At 43.9% G+C, this 22,990-nt stretch carries 23 protein-coding genes; 10 read left to right on the top strand and 13 right to left on the bottom strand.

The features are described from left to right. Positions 1-76: 76 nt before the first annotated feature. A complete protein-coding gene (smpB, locus tag B3014_RS13600) occupies positions 77-556 on the bottom strand; it encodes an SsrA-binding protein SmpB (protein WP_286304966.1) in 480 nt (159 codons plus the stop codon). Between the two features lie 129 nt (positions 557-685). On the opposite strand from smpB, the gene B3014_RS13605 reads away from it, so the two are divergent. From B3014_RS13605 to B3014_RS13615, 3 genes are read left to right on the top strand one after another with little or no spacing between them, the layout of a single operon-like run. Beyond that, positions 686-2,053: a sodium-dependent transporter gene (locus tag B3014_RS13605; protein ID WP_289245049.1), complete on the top strand. Its 1,368-nt coding sequence runs from the start codon at positions 686-688 to the stop codon at positions 2,051-2,053. Between the two features lie 22 nt (positions 2,054-2,075). Beyond that, a complete protein-coding gene (locus tag B3014_RS13610) occupies positions 2,076-2,516 on the top strand; it encodes a type II toxin-antitoxin system RatA family toxin (protein WP_007145456.1) in 441 nt (146 codons plus the stop codon). Continuing rightward, on the top strand, positions 2,503-2,814 hold the full coding sequence (locus tag B3014_RS13615) for an RnfH family protein (RefSeq protein WP_284722449.1): 312 nt from the start codon (positions 2,503-2,505) through the stop codon (positions 2,812-2,814). The genes B3014_RS13610 and B3014_RS13615 overlap by 14 nt, the downstream gene beginning before the upstream one ends. Here the strand turns inward: B3014_RS13615 and B3014_RS13620 are convergent, their stop codons facing one another. Both B3014_RS13620 and B3014_RS13625 read right to left on the bottom strand, forming a co-directional pair. Next, positions 2,815-3,636 (bottom strand): ferritin-like domain-containing protein, encoded by an 822-nt coding sequence (locus B3014_RS13620; RefSeq protein ID WP_289245050.1) that lies wholly within the window; start codon positions 3,634-3,636, stop codon positions 2,815-2,817. Next, positions 3,629-4,609: an ABC transporter permease gene (locus B3014_RS13625; protein ID WP_289245051.1), complete on the bottom strand. Its 981-nt coding sequence runs from the start codon at positions 4,607-4,609 to the stop codon at positions 3,629-3,631. The genes B3014_RS13620 and B3014_RS13625 overlap by 8 nt, the downstream gene beginning before the upstream one ends. A 257-nt stretch (positions 4,610-4,866) precedes the next feature. Between B3014_RS13625 and B3014_RS13630 the strand changes: the two genes are divergently transcribed. The 4 genes from B3014_RS13630 (at position 4,867) to B3014_RS13645 (ending at position 7,632) form a co-directional block, all read left to right on the top strand. Then, a complete protein-coding gene (locus B3014_RS13630) occupies positions 4,867-5,214 on the top strand; it encodes a rhodanese-like domain-containing protein (protein ID WP_289245052.1) in 348 nt (115 codons plus the stop codon). Between the two features lie 10 nt (positions 5,215-5,224). Beyond that, a complete protein-coding gene (locus B3014_RS13635; RefSeq protein WP_289245053.1) occupies positions 5,225-5,980 on the top strand; it encodes a hypothetical protein in 756 nt (251 codons plus the stop codon). Between the two features lie 61 nt (positions 5,981-6,041). Beyond that, positions 6,042-6,890, top strand: coding sequence for a DUF692 domain-containing protein (locus B3014_RS13640; RefSeq protein WP_289245054.1), 849 nt, complete (start codon positions 6,042-6,044; stop codon positions 6,888-6,890). After that, positions 6,883-7,632 carry a DNA-binding domain-containing protein gene (locus B3014_RS13645; RefSeq protein WP_289245055.1) on the top strand — a complete coding sequence of 250 codons (750 nt, stop codon included), beginning with the start codon at positions 6,883-6,885 and terminating at the stop codon, positions 7,630-7,632. The genes B3014_RS13640 and B3014_RS13645 overlap by 8 nt, the downstream gene beginning before the upstream one ends. 47 nt (positions 7,633-7,679) lie before the next feature. On the opposite strand, the gene B3014_RS13650 is transcribed toward B3014_RS13645, so the two are convergent. Both B3014_RS13650 and edd read right to left on the bottom strand, forming a co-directional pair. Beyond that, the gene (locus B3014_RS13650) at positions 7,680-8,312 is read right to left on the bottom strand and encodes a bifunctional 4-hydroxy-2-oxoglutarate aldolase/2-dehydro-3-deoxy-phosphogluconate aldolase (protein ID WP_289245056.1); all 633 of its coding nucleotides are present in this window, start codon (positions 8,310-8,312) and stop codon (positions 7,680-7,682) included. A gap of 21 nt (positions 8,313-8,333) precedes the next feature. Next, complete coding sequence (edd, locus tag B3014_RS13655) at positions 8,334-10,157, bottom strand: phosphogluconate dehydratase (RefSeq protein ID WP_289245057.1); 1,824 nt, start codon at positions 10,155-10,157, stop codon at positions 8,334-8,336. Between the two features lie 341 nt (positions 10,158-10,498). Between edd and trmB the strand changes: the two genes are divergently transcribed. From trmB to B3014_RS13670, 3 genes are all read left to right on the top strand, one after another. Beyond that, a complete protein-coding gene (gene trmB / locus B3014_RS13660; protein ID WP_286304975.1) occupies positions 10,499-11,188 on the top strand; it encodes a tRNA (guanosine(46)-N7)-methyltransferase TrmB in 690 nt (229 codons plus the stop codon). A gap of 84 nt (positions 11,189-11,272) precedes the next feature. Next, positions 11,273-12,502 (top strand): OmpP1/FadL family transporter, encoded by a 1,230-nt coding sequence (locus tag B3014_RS13665; RefSeq protein ID WP_289245058.1) that lies wholly within the window; start codon positions 11,273-11,275, stop codon positions 12,500-12,502. Then, entirely contained in the window at positions 12,503-14,308 is a 1,806-nt protein-coding gene (locus B3014_RS13670; RefSeq protein WP_289245059.1) for an AMP-dependent synthetase/ligase, read from the top strand. Positions 14,309-14,310: 2 nt separating this feature from the next. On the opposite strand, the gene folC is transcribed toward B3014_RS13670, so the two are convergent. From folC to B3014_RS13710, 8 genes are all read right to left on the bottom strand, one after another. Further along, the gene (folC, locus tag B3014_RS13675) at positions 14,311-15,606 is read right to left on the bottom strand and encodes a bifunctional tetrahydrofolate synthase/dihydrofolate synthase (protein ID WP_289245060.1); all 1,296 of its coding nucleotides are present in this window, start codon (positions 15,604-15,606) and stop codon (positions 14,311-14,313) included. A 6-nt stretch (positions 15,607-15,612) separates the two neighbouring features. Continuing rightward, complete coding sequence (accD, locus tag B3014_RS13680) at positions 15,613-16,467, bottom strand: acetyl-CoA carboxylase, carboxyltransferase subunit beta (RefSeq protein ID WP_284722437.1); 855 nt, start codon at positions 16,465-16,467, stop codon at positions 15,613-15,615. Between the two features lie 19 nt (positions 16,468-16,486). Then, the gene (gene trpA / locus B3014_RS13685; protein ID WP_289245061.1) at positions 16,487-17,308 is read right to left on the bottom strand and encodes a tryptophan synthase subunit alpha; all 822 of its coding nucleotides are present in this window, start codon (positions 17,306-17,308) and stop codon (positions 16,487-16,489) included. Positions 17,309-17,318: 10 nt separating this feature from the next. Further along, complete coding sequence (gene trpB, locus B3014_RS13690; protein WP_284722435.1) at positions 17,319-18,539, bottom strand: tryptophan synthase subunit beta; 1,221 nt, start codon at positions 18,537-18,539, stop codon at positions 17,319-17,321. Further along, complete coding sequence (locus B3014_RS13695; protein WP_284722434.1) at positions 18,532-19,146, bottom strand: phosphoribosylanthranilate isomerase; 615 nt, start codon at positions 19,144-19,146, stop codon at positions 18,532-18,534. The genes trpB and B3014_RS13695 overlap by 8 nt, the downstream gene beginning before the upstream one ends. 36 nt (positions 19,147-19,182) lie before the next feature. Continuing rightward, positions 19,183-19,962, bottom strand: coding sequence for a tRNA pseudouridine(38-40) synthase TruA (truA, locus tag B3014_RS13700; protein ID WP_284722433.1), 780 nt, complete (start codon positions 19,960-19,962; stop codon positions 19,183-19,185). A 15-nt stretch (positions 19,963-19,977) separates the two neighbouring features. Next, on the bottom strand, positions 19,978-22,572 hold the full coding sequence (locus tag B3014_RS13705; protein ID WP_289245062.1) for a FimV/HubP family polar landmark protein: 2,595 nt from the start codon (positions 22,570-22,572) through the stop codon (positions 19,978-19,980). 33 nt (positions 22,573-22,605) lie between these two features. Continuing rightward, positions 22,606-22,990 (bottom strand): aspartate-semialdehyde dehydrogenase (locus B3014_RS13710; protein WP_289287008.1); only part of this gene is annotated, 385 nt, incomplete at its 5' end.

Consider the following 22,990-nt stretch of genomic DNA (forward strand, 5'->3'; position numbering starts at 1 on the left):
CGTCGAAGCCAGGTCGCCCCCAAAGTGTTGAACTCTTATATTGTAACGGATGTGACGTTTTTCAACCAGTGAAAACTTATCTTGCTTTCAGAATTCTGGCTTTATCACGATTCCAGTCGCGATCTTTTTCGGTTGCGCGTTTATCGTGTAGTTGTTTACCTTTAGCCAGCGCAATTTCAATCTTGGCCATGCCCTTTTTCCAGTACATATTTAAAGGAATAAGTGTGTAACCTTTGCGCTCTACCGCACCAATCAGTTTGTGTAATTCAGCACGATGCAGCAGTAATTTACGGTCACGTTGCGGCTCTGGTTTGATATGCGTTGATGCTGTTTTTAACGCGGTAATGAGTGCGTTAGCTAACCAGGCTTCACCATTGCGAACGTGCACATAGCTCTCGTTGAGCTGAGCTTTTCCATCACGCAGGCTTTTCACTTCCCATCCTTCGAGAACGAGTCCTGCTTCAAATCTATCTTCGATGAAAAATTCATGCCGTGCCTTGCGGTTCACTGCGATGGTATTTTCGCCTACTTTCTTTTTATTCTTTTTCGCTGCCATGTGCATATTATAGAGTGTTTAAACGGCGGCTTCATTATTTATCATTCATAACAACAAAATGAGTGCAGTTTGTTGAAAGCCAAATATTTTGGGTACAATCGAATGAATTTACTATTTTGAGGCGACCGAATGGCTAGACCAACCAAGTCGATTCATGGCGAGTGGACATCTCGCTGGGCATTTATTCTTGCAGCAACAGGATCGGCTGTTGGCCTGGGAAACATCTGGAAATTTCCTTACATCGCTGGTGAAAACGGTGGCGGTGCCTTTGTTTTAGTTTATCTCTTATGTATTGCTATTATCGGTGTGCCACTGATGATGGCTGAAATTCTAATTGGTCGACGTGGTCGACAAAACCCCATGAATACCTTGAAATCCATTGCCGAAGAAGAAGGCAAGAGCAAACACTGGCAGTGGCTTGGTGGCATGGGAGTATTAACCGGCTTTTTGATTCTTTCCTATTATAGTGTGATTGCTGGACAGGCGATGGCCTATATTCCCCGCGCATTTGCGGGGGTGTTTGAAGGGGTCACTGCTGACGGCGCCATTAGTATTCATAAAGCCTTAGTCAATGATCCAGAACGCTTATTGGCCTGGCACACCATCTTTATGCTGATGACGGTAGCTATCGTTATTCGTGGTGTTCAGCATGGCTTAGAAAAATCTGTTCGCATTATCATGCCCGCCCTATTTATTATCATTTTGATGTTAGTGGGATATGGCTATAACACTGGCGAATATTTTCATCAAAGTGTGGACTTTTTATTCGCGACTGATTTTTCTAAGCTGACACATACAGGCGTGCTGACCGCAATGGGACACGCCTTTTTTACATTGAGTCTGGGGATGGGGGCGATTATGGTCTATGGGTCATATCTGCCTCAAAAAGCCTCTATATTCAAAGTCTCTCTGACTATTTCTGTGATGGATACAGGCGTGGCATTACTTGCTGGCTTGGCGATCTTCCCTCTCGTATTTGCCAATGGTTTAGAACCAGGCCAAGGACCGAGTTTAATTTTTGATACGCTACCAATTGCCTTTGGTCATATGCCGGGCGGTGAGTTCTTTGGCGGTATCTTTTTTGTCTTATTATTATTTGCTGCCTGGAGTTCTGGCATTTCACTGGTTGAGCCAATTGTTGTATGGTTAGTAGAAAATAAGAATATGACAAGACTCCGAGCCAGTGTTTACTCAGGTGCCATAATTTGGTTATTAGGTCTGCTAACAATCTTCTCATTTAACATCGGCCGGGAATGGACATTATTCGGATTAACGATGTTTGAGTTGCTTGACTACCTTACAGCGAATATTATGTTGCCTTTGGGCGGATTACTGATAGCCTTCTTTGCAGGCTGGGTAATGAAGCGACAAAGCTCGATGGATGAGCTGGGATTGGGCAATGGAGTGCTGTATTCGACTTGGCGAGTACTTGTACGTTTTATTACACCGATTGCAATTATGATTGTCTTTGCCAATCTTATCGGTCTTCTGAATTAATTAATGACGTAACCGGATTTCAATGACTACCATCACACGAAGCTCTCTGGTCATGTACACACCTGATCAAATGTTTGATTTGGTTAATGATGTTGAAGCCTATCCACGGTTTTTGCCTTGGTGTCGCGACAGCAGAATTATCAGTAAAAATGAAGATGTTATTTGCGCCTCTCTGGATATAGCCAAAGGCGGCATTCATCATGAATTTTCCACCAGAAACGTGCTCGATCATGGCAATGCCATTCGGATCGAGTTAATTGACGGCCCCTTTCGTCACTTAGAAGGCCATTGGCAATTTAAACCTATTGGCGATAACCAGGGGTGTCGCGTCCAGCTTGATATGGACTTCGAGTTTTCTACCCGCTTATTAGACTTAGCATTAGGCCCTGTTTTCACTCAAATCTCAGGCTCATTGGTAGAAGCTTTTTGTAAACGTGCACAGGAAATCTATGGAAAACGCTGATTTAATGCTAATTGAGGTAGCTTACGCGCTACCGAATGAACAAGTCATTATTCCTATCGAAGTCCCTAAAGATTGCGTCGTAGAAGAAGCAATCAAACGCTCTGGCATCTTAGAGCGTTTCCCACAAATCGATTTAAAAACAGATAAAGTCGGTATCTTTGGCAAAATGTGTAAATTGAATGCCGAGTTGAATGATAAAGACCGTATCGAGATCTATCGTCCATTGATTGCTGATCCGAAAGAATCCCGTCGGCAGAAAGCAGAAATGGAGAAAAAGAAAAAAGCAGCGGCTGAATAATCAGCCCTGCTTTTTGTACACGGCCTGTGATTCGAGCAAATCCATTTCCTGCTGTGTAAATCCTGCATCCAATCTGGCCTCTGTATGAAACGGGCCACGAATCTCACCATTGAAGTAGTTATGAAGTAAGGTTTTAAACGTCTCGAAAGGGTCTACACTCCGTTGCTCGCACAGAAAATTAAACCAGCGAGTACCGATGGTCACGTGACCAATCTCTTCTTCCAAAATCAGTGTCAAAATATCAAACGCTTTATGATCACCTGAGTTTTTTAACTTCTTCATCATCGATGGTGTGACGTCTAATCCCCTCGCCTCTAACACACGAGGCACTAATGCCATCCTTGTCAGAGGATCATGATGTGTCTTCTGCGCCATTTCCCACATACCATCATGGGCGGGAAAATCACCATAATGAAACCCCATGCTTTGCAAATGTTCATCTAATAATAAGAAATGATGTGCTTCTTCATAAGCAACTTGCATCCAGTCCAGATAAAAAGCCTCGGGCATATCAGCAAACCGGGCTGTCGCGTCCAGTGCCAGATTAATCGCGTTAAACTCAATATGACATATGGCGTGAATCAGTGTGGCATGACCCGTTTGTTGATTATTACGTCGACGCGGTAACGCTTTGGGTGGGACTAAGTCTGGCTTGTCTGGTCTGCCTGGTATCGTCGGTACATCAAGTGATTGTCGGTTTAAATAAAAACCTTCTTTACTTACTTGCTCGTAGAGCGTTCTTGTGTGCTGTGCTTTCTGCCATGGGTCATTCATCAACAAGCAGCTTAAAGCTTGTTGACGCACATCAATCTTATCAACCATCTAATCTTACTCTTGGGTCAACTAAGGTATAGGAAATATCTGTCAGTACCAGCCCCACAATGTACAAAACCGATCCCAGAAAGACCATTGAACGCACGATAGCAAAGTCCTGGGCCTGGATAGCATCAATGGTGTAACTGCCTAAGCCGGGAATACCAAAGAAGGATTCAAGGATTAAACTTCCCATAAACAAGGTAGGCAAAACCACTACCGCCCCAGTTAAGATGGGTATCATGGCGTTTTTCAGAACATGTACGAATAACACTCTGATTTCAGATAAGCCTTTCGCTCTGGCAGTGCGAACATAATCCTTTGAAACTTCTTCCAGAAATAGAGTGCGATACCAGCGTGAACCTGAGCCAATACCAGAAACGATACCAATAAAGACAGGTAAAATAACGAATTTAAAAGCATCTAACCCTTGTGCGTAGCCTGATAACGGGACAAGCTGCATGATCTTTCCCACCAAAAACTGGCCACCGATAATGTAAAACAGCCCAGAAATAGACATCAGCACAACACAGAGAATAACCCCACTGAGATCGAGATAACTGGCTCTGAAAAACACCATCAGCATGGCAAAGGTGATATTGGCCAGCATACCTATAATGAAAACGGGAACCGCTATCGCCAGGCTGGGCCACATACGTGTTTGAATATCTTCGCCAATATCGCGGCCATCATCTGCCTGACCAAACTCAAAGGCGAACAGACTCAGCGATTTATCAAAGAATATCGTATCGGTGAGTTTATCCATGCCCTGCTGCTCATGATTCCAGAGCAACGCCTTGTTATATCCTCTCTCTTCTTTCCAGACATTTACCGCTTCTTGAGTGACGTGCTTTTCACCCAGATGCATTCGCGCCATATCATCCGGCGTATTAACCATAAAAAACAAAGCAAAGGTGAGCGCGTTGACCCCGATTAAAATCGGAAACGCATAGAGAATCCTTCGGACAATATAAGCAAACATAGATTAACCAGGTTATTTCATCAGTTTTGGCTGATGCATCTTGAGCATCAATATGTATCTGTTTCACATTATGACGCTATGAAACGTAATGAGAAAGGACTATTACATATTTGCAGATTCACTGTTATGCGTTTTATTGATTCTGATACTACTATCCCTACTTTAATGCTTGTCTATTATTTAGAAAATTAGCATTTACTAATACACAGAATTTGTTATCGTGTGTTTCATCATCTGTAAACAATAATGAGGTTGTTATGAGCCTAACTGCAATGGATTTGGTCAAACGAGCCAAAAGTGAAATTAATGAAATCAGCTGTGAAGATGCGATGTCCATGTTGGATAGTGCCACGGTCATTGATGTCAGAGAACCAGCAGAATATGAGGCAGGCCACATAGCCAATGCGCTGCCTATTCCCAGAGGTATGCTGGAGTTTTCACTGAATTCTCACCCATCACTGACTAACCTTGAGCAAGCTATTATTGTTTACTGCAAATCAGGTGGACGATCCGCATTGGCTGCCCAAACATTACAAACGATGGGCTATCAACATGTTTACTCTATCGCGGGTGGATTTGATGCTTGGCTACAGACGAATAACTAAGGGGTATATCATGCGTAGATTTTCTTACATCTCATTTTTGTTGCTGACACTCTCGTTTTTACCCTTGGTTGCCCAGGCAGAATCCACGCAAGTAATGATTAGAGCAATGGCTGTTGATGCTAAATTTATCGGCACGAGTGTGGGTGGCGTTCGGGTAACTATCAAAGATGCCGAGACAGATGAATTACTCGACGAAGGTTGGATTCATGGTGGCACCGGTGATACTGATCGTTTAATCAAAAATCCAGTTCAACGTGGCGATAGGCTTGCAGATAATAATACTGCTGGCTATCTGGCAACGGTAGATATCGATACACCGCGTCTGGTTAAAATTACCTTGTTCGGCCCCTATGCATACCGTCAGTCTCTACAAGAGGCCAGTGTCACTACCTGGTTGATCCCCGGCAAAGATTTATTAGGTGACGGCATCACCATCAAAATGCCTGGCTTTATTGCTGACGGTTGGACACAGGTCTTACAGGACGGTGTTGTTGAGTTCTATCTGAATGCTTCATTAATGTGTGGCTGTCCTATTAAGAAAAATGGTCTGTGGAATCCAGATGATTATGAAGCTAAAGCCATTGTGATGCAGGATGAGAAAAAGATAGATGAAATTCCATTAAGCTTTACAGGGCCCATCGGCATCTTCTCAGCAAAAACCCAATTGAATAAGAATGGTCACTACAAAGCTATTCTTTATGTTGTAGACACAAAAACAGGCAATGTCGGTGTTGACCGGACCATGTTTGAAATTAATTTAGACTGATAGTTGTAACAATCGCAGCATGAACTCGTCTTATCAAGACAGCATTCTGCAGGAGAAGAAAATGGCGCACCCATCATGTCCGGTCTCAGGAACAGGCCTTGGACTACGCCGACAATTTATTGAAGAACTCTTAGAATTGGGCAATCCTGATATCGACTTTATGGAAGTCGCGCCAGAGAACTGGATGGGACTCGGTGGCAAATATGCTAAGCAATTCACGGCTGCTTGTGAACGCTTTGCGATGATGTGTCACGGTTTATCACTGTCTATAGGTAGCCCAGCACCACTAGATGTCGCTTTTCTCAAACAGTTGAAACAGTTTTTCGACAAGCATCATATCGTTAGTTATAGCGAGCATTTAAGCTTTTGCAGTGATGATGGCCACCTTTATGACTTAATGCCGATTCCGTTTACTGCTGAGTCTGTTCATTATGTTTCAGAGCGTATTAAGCAGGTTCAGGATATTCTCGAAAGACAACTTATTATAGAAAATGTGTCGTATTACGCCGCCCCAGGCCAAGAAATGACTGAAGTTGATTTCACGCGAGAGGTACTAGAAGAAGCAAATTGTGGTCTGTTATTAGATGTAAATAATGTTTATGTGAACAGTATCAATCATGGTTATGACGCCAAGCACTTTATCGATGCGATGCCGACGGATCGAATTGCGTATCTCCATATTGCCGGACATTACAATGAAGCAGAGGATTTGATTGTCGATACTCATGGTGCTGATATTGTCGACCCTGTCTGGCAGCTCCTCAGTCATACTTACGACCGGCATGGCATTATCCCTACCCTGCTCGAGCGTGACTTTAATATTCCTTCTCTGTCACATTTGTTTGATGAGATGACGATCATCAGACAATATCAACAACAGCCATATGATATGCAGGCTCGACATGGCTAATCAGTTTCAAGAAACACAATATCAGTTTGCCGCCTATATCCGAGATCCTGAACATCAGCCTATTCCAAACCAGCTGGAAAGCCGTCGAATGGCGATTTACCGCGATTTATTTTTTAATAATATAGACAGCACCTTATCCAGTGCTTTTCCCGTTATACGGCAACTGATGAACGAAAATGACTGGCTGGCACTGGTCAGATCCTTTATGAAAAATCATTTTTGCCAATCACCGCGCTTTGTTGATGTCTCAAAAGAGTTCATTGAATATTTGAATCAACAGCATGACGTAAATGAGACCATGCCTTTTTTACAAGAGCTGGCTCATTATGAGTGGGTTGAATTGGCATTAAGTATTGCCGAGGAAGAATGGCAATGTAGTGAGATTGATGAGAAAACCAATATGTTGCCCATGTCTTATCAAGGCTCCCCCCTCGCCTGGCTATTAAGTTTCCAATTTCCTGTACATCAGATTTGTGATGATTTTCAGCCAACCACGCCATCTGAACAGCCTCATTATCTTCTGGTATATCGCAATAAAACGGATGACGTAAAGTTCATCGAACTCAATGGTCTAAGCGCACATCTCTTCGAGCAAATCAGCCAGGGAGAAGACGTTGAGTCGGTTATTGATGCTATTGGCGAGGCCATGCCACAGCTTGATTATCAGCTGATAAAAAATGGCGCCAAAGAGTTAATAACAGACTGGTTATCAAAAGGCATTTTGCTGGTAAGACAGGCATAAAAAAGGCCGGGATAATCCCAGCCTTTTTATTCTTATTGGATTCGCGCTTAGGCAGTCGCTAATTCAATCGCTTCAGCAGAAAGACGAGTAATTTCATCCCAGTTTTCCGCATCAACTAAGCTTGCAGCACACATCCATGAGCCACCAACACAACCTACATTAGAAAGACTGTAATAGTCCTTCACATTTTTCTGGTTGACACCACCCGTTGGGCAGAAGGTGATTTGTGGAATCGGCGCACCGATTGATTTCAACATTGGCACACCACCCGCGGCTTCCGCAGGGAAGAATTTCATTGCTGTGATACCTTTTTCAAGCAGCGCCATTGCCTGGCTTGGATCGGCCACACCAGGTAATAAAGGCACGCCAGTTTTTAATGCCGCGTCAATTAATTTTTCTGTGGTACCAGGACTGACGATAAATTCAGCGCCGGCATCAATTGCTGCATTGAGTGTTTCGATGTTGATGATAGTACCGGCACCAACGATAGCATCAGGCACTTCTGCTTTGATACGACGGATAGATTCAAGTGCTGCATCTGTTCTTAGAGTAATTTCCAGAACCTTCAAACCACCTTTAACCAAAGCTTTAGCTAAGGGCACAGCATGTTCAACATTATTGATAACCATCACCGGTACAATCGGCGATACTTTCATGATCTCTTGAATTGTTTTAGACATTGATTAACTTATTCCAAATAATTATTCGACATTAAACATGTTGATGGCACCTGTTTCAGCTGATGAAACGCCTTGGCGGAAACTATCAAACAGTTCACGGCCCATGCCATAGTGATGTTCAGTATTAGCCAGTACACAAGCCATACGTGAGTTCAGTTCTTCTTCGTCGACCAACACATTCAACTCACCACGCTGTGTATCAAGACGAATCATATCGCCATCACGTACTTTGGTGAGGATGCTACCATCAGCACATTCAGGACATAAGTGAATAGCAGAAGGCACTTTACCTGATGCACCAGACATGCGGCCATCAGTCACAAGTGCGACTTTAAAGCCTTTATCCTGTAATACGCCCAATGGTGGTGTCAATTTATGCAGCTCAGGCATACCGTTTGATTTTGGTCCTTGGAAACGCAGGACAACAATCACGTCTTTATTCATTTCACCACGTTTGAATGCTTCAACGACATGGTCTTGATTATCAAAGACCATCGCGGGCGCTTCAACGACTTGATGTTTAGGGTCAACGGCAGATATCTTAGACATACCACGACCAAGATTACCTTTGATAAGGTGTAAACCGCCACTTGTAGCAAACGGTGCAGGAACACTACCGATAACATCAGTATCAAGTGAGGCTTCAGGGCCTTCTTCCCATGTCAAAGTACCGTCTTTCAGTGTCGGTTCTTTAGTGTACTGCTCCATACCTTTCTCATCACCGATGGTGATGATGTCAGTATGCATTAAACCGTGTTTAGATAGTTCACGAATCAATACCCCCATACCACCAGCAGCCTGGAAGTGATTCACATCGGCAGTACCGTTCGGGTAGATACGTGTCACTAATGGAATGATTTTTGACAGACGGTCAAAATCGTCCCAGTTAATGATGATGCCAGCTGCACGTGCAATCGCGATTAAGTGAATAGTGTGATTCGTTGAACCACCAGTGGCTAACAGACCAACCAATGCGTTTAATATCGCTTTCTCGTCGATCATATGACCAATTGGACGATAGTCATCACCTAATGCTGTAAATTTGAGTGCTTGTTCAGTTGCGCGTTTGGTTAATGCATCACGCAGCGGAGTGTTAGGATTAATGAATGAGCTACCAGGAAGGTGAAGCCCCATCATTTCAACCATCATCTGGTTACTATTCGCTGTGCCGTAGAATGTACATGTACCCGGGCTGTGGTATGACTCTGACTCAGCTTTCAGTAATTCGTCACGACCTACTTTGCCTTCAGCGTAAAGCTGACGAATACGTACTTTTTCTTTATTGGGTAAGCCGCTCGGCATAGGGCCTGCTGGAACGAAAACGGCTGGTAAATGCCCGAAACTCAATGCACCAATCAACAAGCCTGGAACAATCTTGTCACAAACACCGAGGTACATTGCCGCATCAAACATGTTGTGACTTAGGCCAACAGCCGTCGCCATAGCGATAACGTCACGACTGAAAAGTGAGAGTTCCATGCCGGGTTGACCCTGTGTAATACCATCACACATGGCTGGTACACCACCAGCAAACTGGGCTACGCCGCCAGCTTCAGTGGCTGCTTTCTTAATGATTGCTGGGAAATCTTTGAACGGCTCATGCGCTGATAGCATGTCGTTGTAGGAAGAGATAATCGCAATATTGGCTTTTTTATCAGCAGCTAAGTCTGCTTTCTCTGACATCGAGCAGGCAGCAAATCCATGAGCTAAATTACCGCAGCCCAATACAGCACGATGAGGGCCTTTTTGCATTGCCTCATCAATACGGGCCAGATAAATGTCCCGTGTTTTTTTGCTTCTCTCGATGACGTCATTGGTGACGGCTTCTAAAACTGGATGAACCATACTTTCCTTCTCTCTTAAATGCTTTGCCTGAATATATGCAAAGATAATTGCGGGTTCGGAGTACCCTTAAGAATCTACGTAAAGACCAGATATTATAACGGTAATACTCATTTTTAGCACGCTGTTATCAAAAACTTACCCCGCAAATGCGCTATGAAAAAGTATCAAATTCTCATTATTATTATTTCAAACACGACGCAATATGGCAGAAATGCTGGCTGTGATGAGGTTCACATTCTGCCTTTCAGCTGATGAGAAAAAGACAAAAAAGTTTTGCTTCTCGTGTTATCTAATAGCGCTTCAGGTATCATATTCGGCTTTAATTTTTTACCGAAAATACTATGACAACTGAAACAAAAGCGATGCGACAAATACGTAGTTTTGTTCGCCGTGAAGGCCGTCTGACACCCGGACAACAGCGCGCTCTGGATAATCACTGGCCCATTTTCGGTATTGAAGACGACACAGATTTATCTGATCTCAATGCCCTTTTTGGTCGCACCGCACCTAAAGTTATCGAAATAGGTTTCGGTAATGGTGCCTCATTGATTGAGATGGCTAAGAATCATCCAGATCATGACTATATAGGTATAGAGGTTCATCGTCCTGGTGTCGGTCAGTTACTCAAAGGTATCGACGATGAGCAGCTGAGCAATGTCCGGGTTGCTTGCACCGATGCTGTTCAACTTCTTAAACAGCGCATCAAAAATCAGGCTCTCGCCCGTGTTCAAATTTACTTTCCTGATCCGTGGCATAAGAAGCGCCACAACAAACGGCGAATTATCCAGCCTGAGTTTGTCAATGTCCTGGCAGACAAATTAGAACATGGTGGCCATTTACATCTGGCAACAGACTGGCAAGATTATGCGGAACAAATGCTTGCAGATGTCTCTTCCAATACTCGTTTTCAAAATACAAGCCACGACAATACTTACATCGAACGTCCTGATTACCGTCCCCTGACCAAATTTGAGCAACGTGGTCATCGCTTGGGACATGGTGTCTGGGATTTGGTTTTTAAGCGGATATAAGCTGAGATTGATAAAAGCTTGCACCTGTCAGGTGCTTGAGATACTTTATCAACTTGTTCAAAAATCAGCTGCAAGTAATTGACTATGAAATTAAATATCCTAAAAGCACCCAGTTTCCTTTTACTCAGTACCATGAGCAGTGCTAGTTTTGGTGCAGGCTTCGCCATTATCGAGCAAAGTGTGACAGGCTTAGGAAGAGCTTTCGCCGGCAGTGCTGCAGCAGCTGAAGATGGCAGTACCGTCTTTTTTAATCCGGCCGGCCTGGTATATCTAAAACAAGCCGAGATGGACTTCGCACTTAACTACATAGCACCCAATACCGAATTCAATAACGACGGTACGAGCTCTCCTGCAAATGGGGGTGACTATGGTGATGCAGGTAACAATGCGGTTGTACCTAACTTTTACTTTGCGAAACCACTTAATGACAAAGTCGCAATCGGCTTTGGTGTGACTGCTCCTTTTGGCTTAGTCACTGAGTATAACGAAAATTGGGTGGGCCGTTATTTTGCTGTGAAATCGGATCTCAAAACCATCAATTTCAATCCAAGCATTGCTTTCAAAGCGACAGATAAACTCTCTATTGGATTTGGTGTGAGTGCAGAATACATTGATCTCACACTGTCACAGATGACAGATCGATTTGGCGCTCCTGATCGAAAAGTAAAATTGGAAGCGGATGACTGGGGCTATGGTTATAACTTAGGCATTATGTATCAGATGACGCCGGAAACACGTCTGGCTCTAGCTTATCGCTCTAAAATTTCGCATACGCTTGAAGGGGACGGTAAAGTCACGACACCGATAGGCAAGATCGAACAAGATATTCAGGGCGATGTGGATTTACCAGAAACGCTCTCACTTGCTATCCATCATCAGCTCAATGATAAATGGTACGTTATGGCTGATGCCACGATGACCCGTTGGAGCCGTTTTGAAGAGCTTGCTATTGAATCAGATGGTGGCGCCTTCACCAGTACCAAAGCTGAAGACTGGGATAACAGCATGCGATATGGGATTGGCTTGAATTATCAATACAGTGATAAATGGCAGTTTCGCACAGGGATTGCCTACGATGAAACCCCAGTTCCCAACGCCGAACGACGCACTGCAAGAATACCTGACAATGACAGAAAATGGTTAGCGATCGGCGCGACCTATAACTATTCTGACAATCTGGTTATCGATGCAGGCTATGCCCATTTATTTGCAAGCAATCCTTCGATAAGAGAGTCCGACGGAAGTCATAGTCTTAATGGTGATTATGATGTCAGTGTTGATTTGTTAGGAGTTCAACTTCGTTGGTTAATGTAAATGTCATTGGATACAACAGATTATATTTCTATAGCTTCTGCTCAGACTTTATACGGCCTATTCAGAGAGCGGCATAGAAAAACCCCCAACAGCACAGCCTATTCACATTTTTGTGCAGATACTCAACAGTGGCAAACCACCACCTGGTCAGAGGCTGCACAACAAATAGCTATCTGGCAACATGCGCTGAAATCAGAAGGTCTGAGATCAGGCGACCGGGTCGCGTTAAATTTGAAAAATTGTCAGGAATGGGTGTTTTTCGATCAGGCAGCCTTAAGTCTTGGTCTCATTACAGTCCCACTCTACCCAGATGATCGGCCTGATAGCCTTGCTTTTATCTTGCAAGATGCTGATGTCAGATGTTTATTTTTACAAAACCAGCATCAATGGCAACGTCTGAAACCTTCGTTATCAGACGAACATCAACTCAAACGTGTGATTATCAAAACTACTGGTCAAAATATACTTGATGCACCAGCGGTATACATGAATGAATGGTTGAGAACGGATACTACCCCGGTCTTGATTGATTGGCAGGCAGATCCTCATCAATTAGCCACGATCATCTACACTTCAGGCACCACAGGTAAACCCAAGGGCGTTATGCTCAGTCATTATAATATTTTGTCTGTTGCCAGCGCTTCACTTGAGTGCTTTCAAGTTCGCTCAGATGATCTTTTTCTATCCTTTCTTCCCCTATCGCATACACTGGAGAGAACGGCCGGTTACTATTTACCCATGATGACGGGCGCTAGAGTGGCTTTTTCCAGAGGCATTCCACAATTAGCCAATGATATTCAAGAGCTGAAACCCTCTGTATTGATCGCTGTACCACGTATTTTTGAACGCATCTATCAACGTATACAGTCTTCTCTGTCATCACAGCCCTGGTACAAACGCTTATTACTCAAAATGACATCTCATATAGGCTGGACATCTTTTCTCCACGCTCAACGTCGTCATCGCTGGTCTCCTAGTTTCCTATTCATGCCTGTATTAGAGAAAATAGTAGCCAAAAATATACAAGCCCTTTTCGGTGGACAATTAAGAATCGCTGTTACAGGCGGAGCCGCCATTCCACATCATGTTGCTGAATTTTTCATCGGCATGGGGATCAATCTTTTACAAGGCTATGGTTTAACGGAAACAAGTCCCGTCATTAGCGTGAATAGAACTTCAGAAAATGAACCGTTTAGTGTGGGTCAACCTATCCCTTCTGTGGAAGTAAGAACAGGTGACAATGCCGAGCTTTTGGTCAAAAGCCCTGGCAATATGTTGGGTTACTGGAATAACCATAAAGCTACAGCGAATACCATTGATGCTGAAGGCTGGTTACATACAGGGGATCAAGCGCGTATAGCTGAGAGTGGACATATCTTCATTACCGGCCGAATTAAAGACATTCTGGTATTGAGTAATGGTGAGAAGGTCTCGCCAGTGGATATGGAAATGGCTATCACGCGTGATGAGTTATTTGAACAGGCCCTGGTAGTGGGTGAAGGCAAGCCTTTTCTCTCTGCACTTGTTGTCTTGAATGCAGAACAGTGGCTTCAACTTGCACAAAGGTTGAAGCTAGATGCAATGAATAAAAATAGCCTTACTGATAAAAGCCTGCAACAACATATCATTCAGAGGTTCAGAGGCTTGTTACATGACTTTCCTGCCTATGCCAAGATTCGCCGGGTGCATCTCACTCTCTCACCTTGGACAATAGAAAATGGCATGCTAACGCCAACCATGAAAATAAAACGTGCAAAACTTGTTGAGGCCAATCAACAACTTATTGATGGGTTTTATCAGAACTAAGCTTATTTATTTTTGAGGTTAAACTCAGGAAGAATTCGCATGATAGCTTCTACAGTATGAAATGATCCGAATATCAAAATCCGATCATCTGTTTCTGCCTTCTGTAAGGCATGTTGGTAGGCATCATTCACGGTGGTGTAACAGTTATAATTATCAAGCTCGGATGAAGATATTGCTTTTGCTGCCAGAGACTCAGCATCCATACCTCGGTCACCATCCAATCCTGCAAAAAACCAATGTGTAATATCCTTTTGCAGGATCTGGATAACCGACTGACAATCCTTATCTTTCAGCATAGCTAACACTGCATATGTTTTACCTTTACAGTTTCGCTGTGAAAGTAATTTGTGAAGGTTTTCAGCCCCTTGCTGATTATGTGTTACATCAAGGATAAGCGTCACATTGTCACGTTTGATCTCTTGAAATCTGCCAGCCAGATTGACATGCTTCAGTCCATTTAAAATAGCCGTATCGGTGATGGTTAATCCCTGCTCTTTCAACAACTCACAAACCTGCACGACGGCTGCGGCATTTTGTATCTGGTAATCACCCACTAAGGCAGGACAAGGTAATACTCTGGCTTCATTTCCAGTAGCTTGCCAGCTCCAGCTATCCTCATTCAATTGTGAATACTGATACGCCTCACCCGCTTTGTATAAAGGCGCATTTTGTTTCCGAGCATGTTCGAGCAGACTACTGGGAGGTGCTGTCTCTGAACAGACAACGGGCGTCATAGGGCGAATAATGCCCGCCTTTTCATAAGCGATTTTCTCACGCGTATCGCCCAACCAGGCGGTATGATCGAGTCCAATTGGGGTAATAAGCGCGATATCTGTATCAAACAAATTGACAGCATCCAAACGCCCTCCCATACCGACTTCAAGGACGGCAATATCCACTTTTTCAAGCCTGAAGATTTCCGCCGCGGCCAGTGTGGCAAACTCAAAATAAGTGAGTGAAATGTCACCACGTGCTTCATCGATACGAGCAAAGGCATCACAAATCTGTTGGTCTGAGCAGGGTTGACCGTTGATCGCTATACGTTCGTTATACGCTAGCAGATGTGGCGAAGTATACGTCCCAGTTTTATAACCGGCCGCCATCAGAATGCTACTGGTCATAGCAACTGAGGAACCTTTACCGTTAGTACCAGCAATCGTCACCAATTTGAATGGTAACTTTGTCAGCCCTTGCATGTTTTGCCATACAAGAGCGATACGATCTAAGCCTGGATCAATTTCAGTGAAGTGTAGTTTTTCCTGCCACGCCAACCATTGTGGCAATGTGCTGAACCGCATACAGTTCTATGCTGCACGATGCTGAAGCATGCTGAGGATATTGGATAATCTATCTCGCATTTGACGACGATCAATAATCATATCAATCGCACCATGTTCCAGCAGAAACTCTGCTCTTTGAAAGCCTTCCGGGAGTGTTTCACGGACGGTTTGCTCAATAACACGTGGACCAGCAAAACCAATCAGAGCATTAGGTTCAGCCACATTGATATCACCGAGCATCGCTAAACTCGCAGATACACCACCCATTGTCGGATCAGTCATCACTGATACAAATGGAATGCCTGCATTACTTAACTGAGTCAGGATCGCACTGGTTTTAGCCATTTGCATTAAAGACAATAAGCCTTCTTGCATGCGCGCACCACCACTCGCAGAAAAACAGACCAACGGAATATTATTTTTCAGCGCGACTTTGGCTGCTCGAACAAATTTTTCACCTACGACAGATCCCATCGATCCAGCCATAAAGTTAAAATCAAAACTGACTGCAACTAATGGTAAACCATTGACTCTACCTTGCATGGCCAACAAAGCATCGTTTTCGCCTGTTGTTCGTTGTGCTTGGGTAAGACGATCTTTATAGCGTTTACTGTCTTTGAATTTCAGTGTGTCGACAGGTTTAACTTCGGCGGCGATTTCTTTACGGTCTTCTTCATCCAGAAAGCTTTCCAGCCTTGTTCTGGCATTAATGCGCTGGTGATGATCACACTTAGGACATACCATCAAATTACGTTCAAGTTCTGCACGGTAAAGTACATTGTCACAGCTTGGACATTTACACCAGACACCTTCTGGCACTGAACGGCTTCGCACAGTTGTACGAATTTTGGATGGGAGTAATCTTTCAAACCAACTCATTTTGTCACCTTCGTTATTTTTATGCTTTTGCTAAATCACGCGCATTGATGGCATGGCGCATTTCAGCTAACAGACCTGCAACTGCAGCTGGCAGCTCTTCAAGTCGTTGTGCATGTTCTTCGATGCACTTAACCAGAGTACTACCTACTACCACCGCATCGGCAATCTCGGCAACTGCTGCTGCAGACTTACCATCACGGATACCAAAACCAACACCTAGCGGTAAATCCGTTCTTTCACGCAGCATACTGAGTTTATCATTGACTTCTGTCACGTCTAGCGAAGCCGAGCCGGTCACCCCTTTAATGGAAACATAATAAATGAATCCACGCGCAAAAGAAGCAATCATTGACATACGTTCTGCCGATGTCGTTGGTGCCACCAAGTAGATGGTATCAATATCATGCTGATCCATGAGCTCACGAAACTCAACTGATTCTTCGGGAGGTACGTCAACAGTCAATACTCCATCAACACCCGCTTCTTGAGCAAGTTTAGCAAACTCTGCATATCCCACAGCTTCGATGGGATTCGCATAGCCCATTAAGACGATGGGTGTTTCTGTGTTTTTCTCACGAAACTTTTTCACCATTGTCAGCACAGATTTGATGCTGACATCGTTCTTAAGCGCTCTTTCACATGCTTTTTGGATGACAGGACCATCACTCATCGGGTCAGAAAAAGGGATACCAAGTTCAATAATATCGGCACCTGCATCGACCAGCGCATGGAGCAATGGCACGGTTACCCAAGGTTCAGGATCGCCGGCAGTAATATAGGGAATAAGTGCTGTTTGACCATCTGTCTTCAGTTTCTCAAAGCACTGACTTATACGACTCATTATGACTTCCTTAGAATTTTAATCCAGCCATGGCGGCAACGGTATGCATATCTTTGTCACCACGCCCTGACAGGTTAACTACTATTGTTTGCTCTGGAGACATGGTCGGTGCCAATTTTTTCACATAGGCCAACGCATGGCTTGACTCAAGTGCAGGAATAATACCTTCGGTGCGTGTAAGCTCATGGAAAGCAGTTAACGCCTCTTCATCAGTTACCGACACATAATTTGCTCGACCAATATCTTTCAACCAAGCATGCTCAGGGCCCACACCTGGATAGTCCAGTCCAGCTGAAATTGAATGCGTTTCTACGATTTCACCATTGTCATCTTGCATCAGATAAGTACGGTTTCCATGTAAAACACCTGGTCTTCCCGCAGAAAGTGGTGCTGAATGCTGACCTGTTTCAATCCCATGTCCAGCGCCTTCCACACCATGCATTTCAACAGACTCATCTTCGATGAATGGATGAAACAGGCCGATAGCATTAGAACCGCCACCAATACAAGCAACCAATGCATCTGGTAGTTTGCCATTGATATCCAGCATTTGCTGCTTGGCTTCACGTCCAATAATAGATTGAAAATCTCTTACCATAGCAGGATAAGGATGGGGACCGGCAACAGTACCTATGATGTAAAACGTATCATCAACATTGGTTACCCAATCACGTAGCGCTTCATTAAGCGCATCTTTTAATGTGCGTGAGCCTGATTCCACCGGCACCACTTGTGCACCGAGCAGTTTCATTCTGTATACATTCTGAGCCTGACGTTCAACATCTTCTGCGCCCATGTAAACAATACATTCCAAGCCCATTCTGGCAGCAACCGTTGCTGTCGCCACACCGTGTTGACCAGCGCCTGTTTCAGCGATGATGCGGTTCTTACCCATACGTTTGGCTAATAAGGCCTGACCGATAGTATTGTTAACTTTGTGCGCGCCAGTATGATTGAGATCTTCACGTTTCAAATAAATTTGAGCGCCGCCTAACTTCTGTGTCCAATTCTCGGCGAGATAGAGAGGTGATGGACGCCCCACAAAGGTGCTCAGGTCTTTGTCCATTTCTGCCAGAAAATTGGGATCGTTACGATATTGCTCATAAGCTTGTTGAAGCTCGTATATCGCACCCATAAGCGTCTCACCAACAAACCGACCTCCATAAGGTCCGAAATGTCCACGCTCATCAGGGAATGTTTTGTAATAATCGTGAATATGCTCTTTAAGCATTTGCCACCTCTCTCATAAAAGTGCTGATCTTTTCATGACTTTTTATCCCCTTATCACTTTCAACGCCACCACTGACGTCGACTGCATAGGGCTGCACTTGATGGATAGCCTGCAACACATTAGATGCATGTAGACCACCCGCTAAAATAATGGGTTTATCAATACGACTGATCTGAGACCAGTCAAATGTTTTGCCTGTTCCACCAGGTAAGCCTGGTTGATAGGTATCAAGAAGTAACGCTGAAGCTGTTGAATAGTCGTCAGCTACTTCTTGAAGATTTACACCATCTCGCATTCTTACCGCTTTGAGATATGGCATCTCAAATTGATGACAAAAATCAGGGCTTTCATCACCATGGAATTGAAGTATATCAACCGATAACTCGTCAAGACAGCGTGAAACCAGGTCTTTATCAGGGTCAACAAAGAGTGCAACTTTTGAAACAAATGGCGCCAAATTCGCTGTAATCGTGTTTGCCTGCGCAAAAGATATGGCTCTTGGGCTTGGAGGATAAAATACTAAGCCAATCGCATCAGCTCCAGATTCTGCTGCAAAATCAGCATCTTGCTGACGAGTTATGCCGCATATTTTTACTCGGGTTCTCATCTGTTTCTATGGTTACTCTTAAATAGAGCTGTTACTTTACCAGAGCACCGGAAAAGCTGACACTGCCGGGATTGAATATTGCTCTGGATAACGAACATCCACCAGATATAACCCCTCTGCTGGCGCAGTTATGCCACCTTGACTTCTATCGGTACTGCGCAAGACCTCACCAGCCCATTCAACAGGTTTACTACCATCGCCAATAGCTGTCATGACACCAACAAGGTTTCTTACCATGTGATGTAGAAATGATAGTGCTTCGACATCAATCGCAATACAGTCTTGTTGCTGACTGATGCTAATTTTATCTAAGGTTTTGATTGGGCTTTTTGCCTGGCACTCACTCGCTCTAAATGCTGAGAAATCATGTTGTCCAACTAATTGATCCGCAGCGGCCTGCATCCTTTCAATATCTAATGGCGGATAGTGCCACCACATTCTATGCTGATGAATTGATGACCGGCTCAGACGGTTTAAGATCAGATACCGGTAGCTTCGTTTGATAGCGGAAAATCTGGCATGGAAATCATCATCTACAAACTCTACCCAAGTGACATTCACATCTTTAGGTAAGTTTGCATTAATACCTAAAAGCCAGCCTCGCTTTTCTCTGATTGAGTCTGTGTCAAAGTGCACCACTTGATTTAGGCCATGGACACCTGTGTCGGTGCGTCCAGCGGCATACACTTCAACCGGATGGTTAGCTACAACAGAAACCGCCTTTTGCAGTTCACCTTGTACGGTTCTGGAATGAGACTGAATTTGCCAACCACAAAAATACGTGCCGGCATACTCTATGCCGAGTGCTATTCTCACTAATTCCTCTCTCTTTTAGTCTGATAATGAGTCGAGAATAGTCTGGGCACGCACTTTCTGTTCGTCGTTTCCTTCGGCAATGACTTCCTTGAGAATACTGGTCGCGCCTTCAGGATCGTCCATATCGATGTAAGCTGAAGCCAGATCCAATTTGGTTTCTGCCTCATCAATTTCATCAATATCACCAATATCAAATTCGATATCAGCCTCATCATTAAGATCACTGTCAAATGGTGCGATATCAACACGCTCTGGATCCAATGAAGATGATGCACCAGGCTCAAACGGAAGAAGCGAATCATGCTCGACTATGTTCTCTTCTTCATTATCATCTTCTTCTTGATGTGTACCAAATGTTGTACCGGTATCAAACGAGAGCAAATCATCCTCAATATGATCTTCTGACTCATTATCAATTTCTTCAGTCAACGTGTCTTCAAGCTGAGTGTCTTCAGCATTGCTGTGGTTTTGCTGCTCTATATCAGAAGCTATATTGACCGTTGAAAACTCTAATGGTGTGTCATCGCTGTCTTCTTCTGATAGATCTACATCGATAGACACATTATCCACTTCGTCTTGACGTTTAAAATCTAGTTGCTCATCTGTTGCAACATCATCAATAGTCTTTTCTGGTTCTGTTGACTCGTCTGAGACAAATTCCGTATCCGCTGTGTCTTCAGCCTGAAATAAAGGATGTTCTGGGGCCAGTTGTGCTCCCCATTGTTTTATTTCATCCCATTCAATACTTTCTTCATCAAAGTCTGTGCTTTCAGCAAGAGCAATAAAGTCGTCAACTTGTTTTTGTTTGTACAACACAAACAATAATTTGTATGCCACTAAAGTATTATCAGGCTCTCTGGCTTTTGCTTGATCGAGCGCAATTTTTGCTTGAGCATAATCCGCATAACCAACAAACATATCAGCTTGTTCAACGAGCTCCATCACACTTTTCTGTGGTAAGGATTCCTGATTTAGAGGTTCATCTTTAGACTCATACTCCGTCACTGGCTCTTCAACTGACGCCTCGTTAGCGTAATCAGAAAGCGATGTTTGTGTATCATCAGTAACGGACATTCCCCCAACAGGTATGGTCTCTTCTGTAAATGATTCATCTTCCTTATTTTTTCTTCTAGCCAGTAACAGCAACAAGAGAAGGAAAACAAGTAATGCGCCACCTACCTGCAGTTTATATTCAGCTAAAAACTGTTTGATATTGTCGACTAAATTAGCCGGTACCAGCTCCTCACTGGGCTCTTCACTCAATTCAGCCTGAGCTTGTTCTGTACTAAGCTGAGCGTCGGCTGTTTCATTGTTCTCTGTATAAGTGTCAGCGTCAGCAGCAGTGTCATCAGAAGCAGCTAACGGCTCTAAATCAGGCTCAGCTGCGGTGTTGTCCCCGGCAGCGTTGTTCTGTTCTTTCTCTTCCAGCATATCCTGTAATCTAGCGAGATCAGCATCTTTAAGAGAAATGAGTCTGCGCATGGTTTCCAACTGCTCTTCCATAGCATCCATTCGCGCTTTGAAGTCTATGTTTTCCTGCGCTTGTGCCTCTATCGTTTCCTGAGCAAGCGTCAACTGTTCAGTCAATGCATTAATTTTTTCGTTGCCAGCCAGGTTCGGTGACGCATCATCTTCCGTCGTTTTACTTTGTTCAGGTGCAACGAGCTTCAGACGCGCTTGTTCAGCAGCATCGTCTTCGATTTGTTCACTACTTTCACTATTATCTGCATTCGTGTTATCGATAGTGTTGGCGTCTGTTGTATCCTCAGCCGCTGGCTCAGATTCATCAGTGGATGGTTGAATCACCGCTGGTGTTGGCGCGGGTTTGTTCGTAACAGTATTTCGCTGGCGCCATGCTTCATTCTGTGCTTTGAAGGCTTGATATGCCTGTGCCTGTGATTTGGCTAATATCGCAGATTTGTCAGGAATAGACAGCGTATAACCTGCTTTAAGTCCATTGATATTGTTATCAACAAACGCTTCTGGATTAGCATTCACCAGCGCCAACATCATCTGTTGAACGGAGACAGACTCATCAGGACGAGTATTTAAGGCAATATTCCATAAGGTATCGGCTTTGGCAACAGGCCCATAGGTACTTCCATTAGCCCAAACAGTATTAACATTATTCACTTCTGATGAGCTGTCGGCATTGTTCGCAGAAGATGTAGAAGCAGCTTGTTGAGTAGTGCGTTGAGATGACATTAACACTTCAGGTGGATCAAGAAGTACCGTGTACTCTCTGATGAGTTTTCCACCTCCAGCAGTGGCTGTTAGCAAAAAGTCCAAGAAAGGTTCTTTTACAGGTAGTTGCGAAGTGATTAAAACGCGAGGCTTTCCTGATTGCTCAACAACATCAAACTTTAACTGGCTCAGGATATAACTTCGATCTAATCCTGCTTTTTCAAACTCGTCATTTGAGGCGATTCTGATTTCAAAACTCTCTTTTTCTTCTGTAGAGAGTGAGTTGATATCAATCGTTGCTTTGAACGGCTCATTAAGTGCTGACATGACTTTAATTTCGCCCAAACCAAACGCATAACTCGTTAAGGGGGTGAAAAAACCTATCGTTGATGCGACAGCGATACTGGCAAAAAGCTGTTTCTTCATTTTCATCCCCTTAACTTCCTTATCTAGCTTATTTTAAAGGTACTTTTCTACTAACACTTCTGCAATTTGAACACTGTTAAGTGCCGCACCTTTACGTACGTTATCAGCAACAACCCATAAATCCAGTCCTTTATCATGGGAAATGTCTTCACGAATACGTCCGACAAATACAGGATCCTGACCTGAAGAATCCGTCACTGCTGTTGGATAACCACCATCTTTACGTTCATCAAGCAGGACAATACCGTTTGCTTTTTCATAAAGTGCTTTACATTGTTCAGCAGTGATCTTGTCACGCGTTTCAATATGAATGGCTTCTGAGTGGCCGAAGAAAACAGGAACACGAACAGCGGTTGGGTTAACCTGGATAGACTCATCGCCCATAATTTTGCGTGTTTCCCAGACCATTTTCATTTCT

Source organism: Methylophaga sp. UBA678, assembly GCF_002299105.1.
Lineage (GTDB): Bacteria > Pseudomonadota > Gammaproteobacteria > Nitrosococcales > Methylophagaceae > Methylophaga > Methylophaga marina.

What these genes read in the sequence shown, in the direction of transcription:
- smpB (WP_286304966.1), bottom strand. Translation starts at nt 556, where the DNA reads ATGGCAGCGAAAAAGAATAAAAAGAAAGTAGGCGAAAATACCATCGCA.
- B3014_RS13605 (WP_289245049.1), top strand. Translation starts at nt 686, where the DNA reads ATGGCTAGACCAACCAAGTCGATTCATGGCGAGTGGACATCTCGCTGG.
- B3014_RS13610 (WP_007145456.1), top strand. Translation starts at nt 2,076, where the DNA reads ATGACTACCATCACACGAAGCTCTCTGGTCATGTACACACCTGATCAA.
- B3014_RS13615 (WP_284722449.1), top strand. Translation starts at nt 2,503, where the DNA reads ATGGAAAACGCTGATTTAATGCTAATTGAGGTAGCTTACGCGCTACCG.
- B3014_RS13620 (WP_289245050.1), bottom strand. Translation starts at nt 3,636, where the DNA reads ATGGTTGATAAGATTGATGTGCGTCAACAAGCTTTAAGCTGCTTGTTG.
- B3014_RS13625 (WP_289245051.1), bottom strand. Translation starts at nt 4,609, where the DNA reads ATGTTTGCTTATATTGTCCGAAGGATTCTCTATGCGTTTCCGATTTTA.
- B3014_RS13630 (WP_289245052.1), top strand. Translation starts at nt 4,867, where the DNA reads ATGAGCCTAACTGCAATGGATTTGGTCAAACGAGCCAAAAGTGAAATT.
- B3014_RS13635 (WP_289245053.1), top strand. Translation starts at nt 5,225, where the DNA reads ATGCGTAGATTTTCTTACATCTCATTTTTGTTGCTGACACTCTCGTTT.
- B3014_RS13640 (WP_289245054.1), top strand. Translation starts at nt 6,042, where the DNA reads ATGGCGCACCCATCATGTCCGGTCTCAGGAACAGGCCTTGGACTACGC.
- B3014_RS13645 (WP_289245055.1), top strand. Translation starts at nt 6,883, where the DNA reads ATGGCTAATCAGTTTCAAGAAACACAATATCAGTTTGCCGCCTATATC.
- B3014_RS13650 (WP_289245056.1), bottom strand. Translation starts at nt 8,312, where the DNA reads ATGTCTAAAACAATTCAAGAGATCATGAAAGTATCGCCGATTGTACCG.
- edd (WP_289245057.1), bottom strand. Translation starts at nt 10,157, where the DNA reads ATGGTTCATCCAGTTTTAGAAGCCGTCACCAATGACGTCATCGAGAGA.
- trmB (WP_286304975.1), top strand. Translation starts at nt 10,499, where the DNA reads ATGACAACTGAAACAAAAGCGATGCGACAAATACGTAGTTTTGTTCGC.
- B3014_RS13665 (WP_289245058.1), top strand. Translation starts at nt 11,273, where the DNA reads ATGAAATTAAATATCCTAAAAGCACCCAGTTTCCTTTTACTCAGTACC.
- B3014_RS13670 (WP_289245059.1), top strand. Translation starts at nt 12,503, where the DNA reads ATGTCATTGGATACAACAGATTATATTTCTATAGCTTCTGCTCAGACT.
- folC (WP_289245060.1), bottom strand. Translation starts at nt 15,606, where the DNA reads ATGCGGTTCAGCACATTGCCACAATGGTTGGCGTGGCAGGAAAAACTA.
- accD (WP_284722437.1), bottom strand. Translation starts at nt 16,467, where the DNA reads ATGAGTTGGTTTGAAAGATTACTCCCATCCAAAATTCGTACAACTGTG.
- trpA (WP_289245061.1), bottom strand. Translation starts at nt 17,308, where the DNA reads ATGAGTCGTATAAGTCAGTGCTTTGAGAAACTGAAGACAGATGGTCAA.
- trpB (WP_284722435.1), bottom strand. Translation starts at nt 18,539, where the DNA reads ATGCTTAAAGAGCATATTCACGATTATTACAAAACATTCCCTGATGAG.
- B3014_RS13695 (WP_284722434.1), bottom strand. Translation starts at nt 19,146, where the DNA reads ATGAGAACCCGAGTAAAAATATGCGGCATAACTCGTCAGCAAGATGCT.
- B3014_RS13705 (WP_289245062.1), bottom strand. Translation starts at nt 22,572, where the DNA reads ATGAAGAAACAGCTTTTTGCCAGTATCGCTGTCGCATCAACGATAGGT.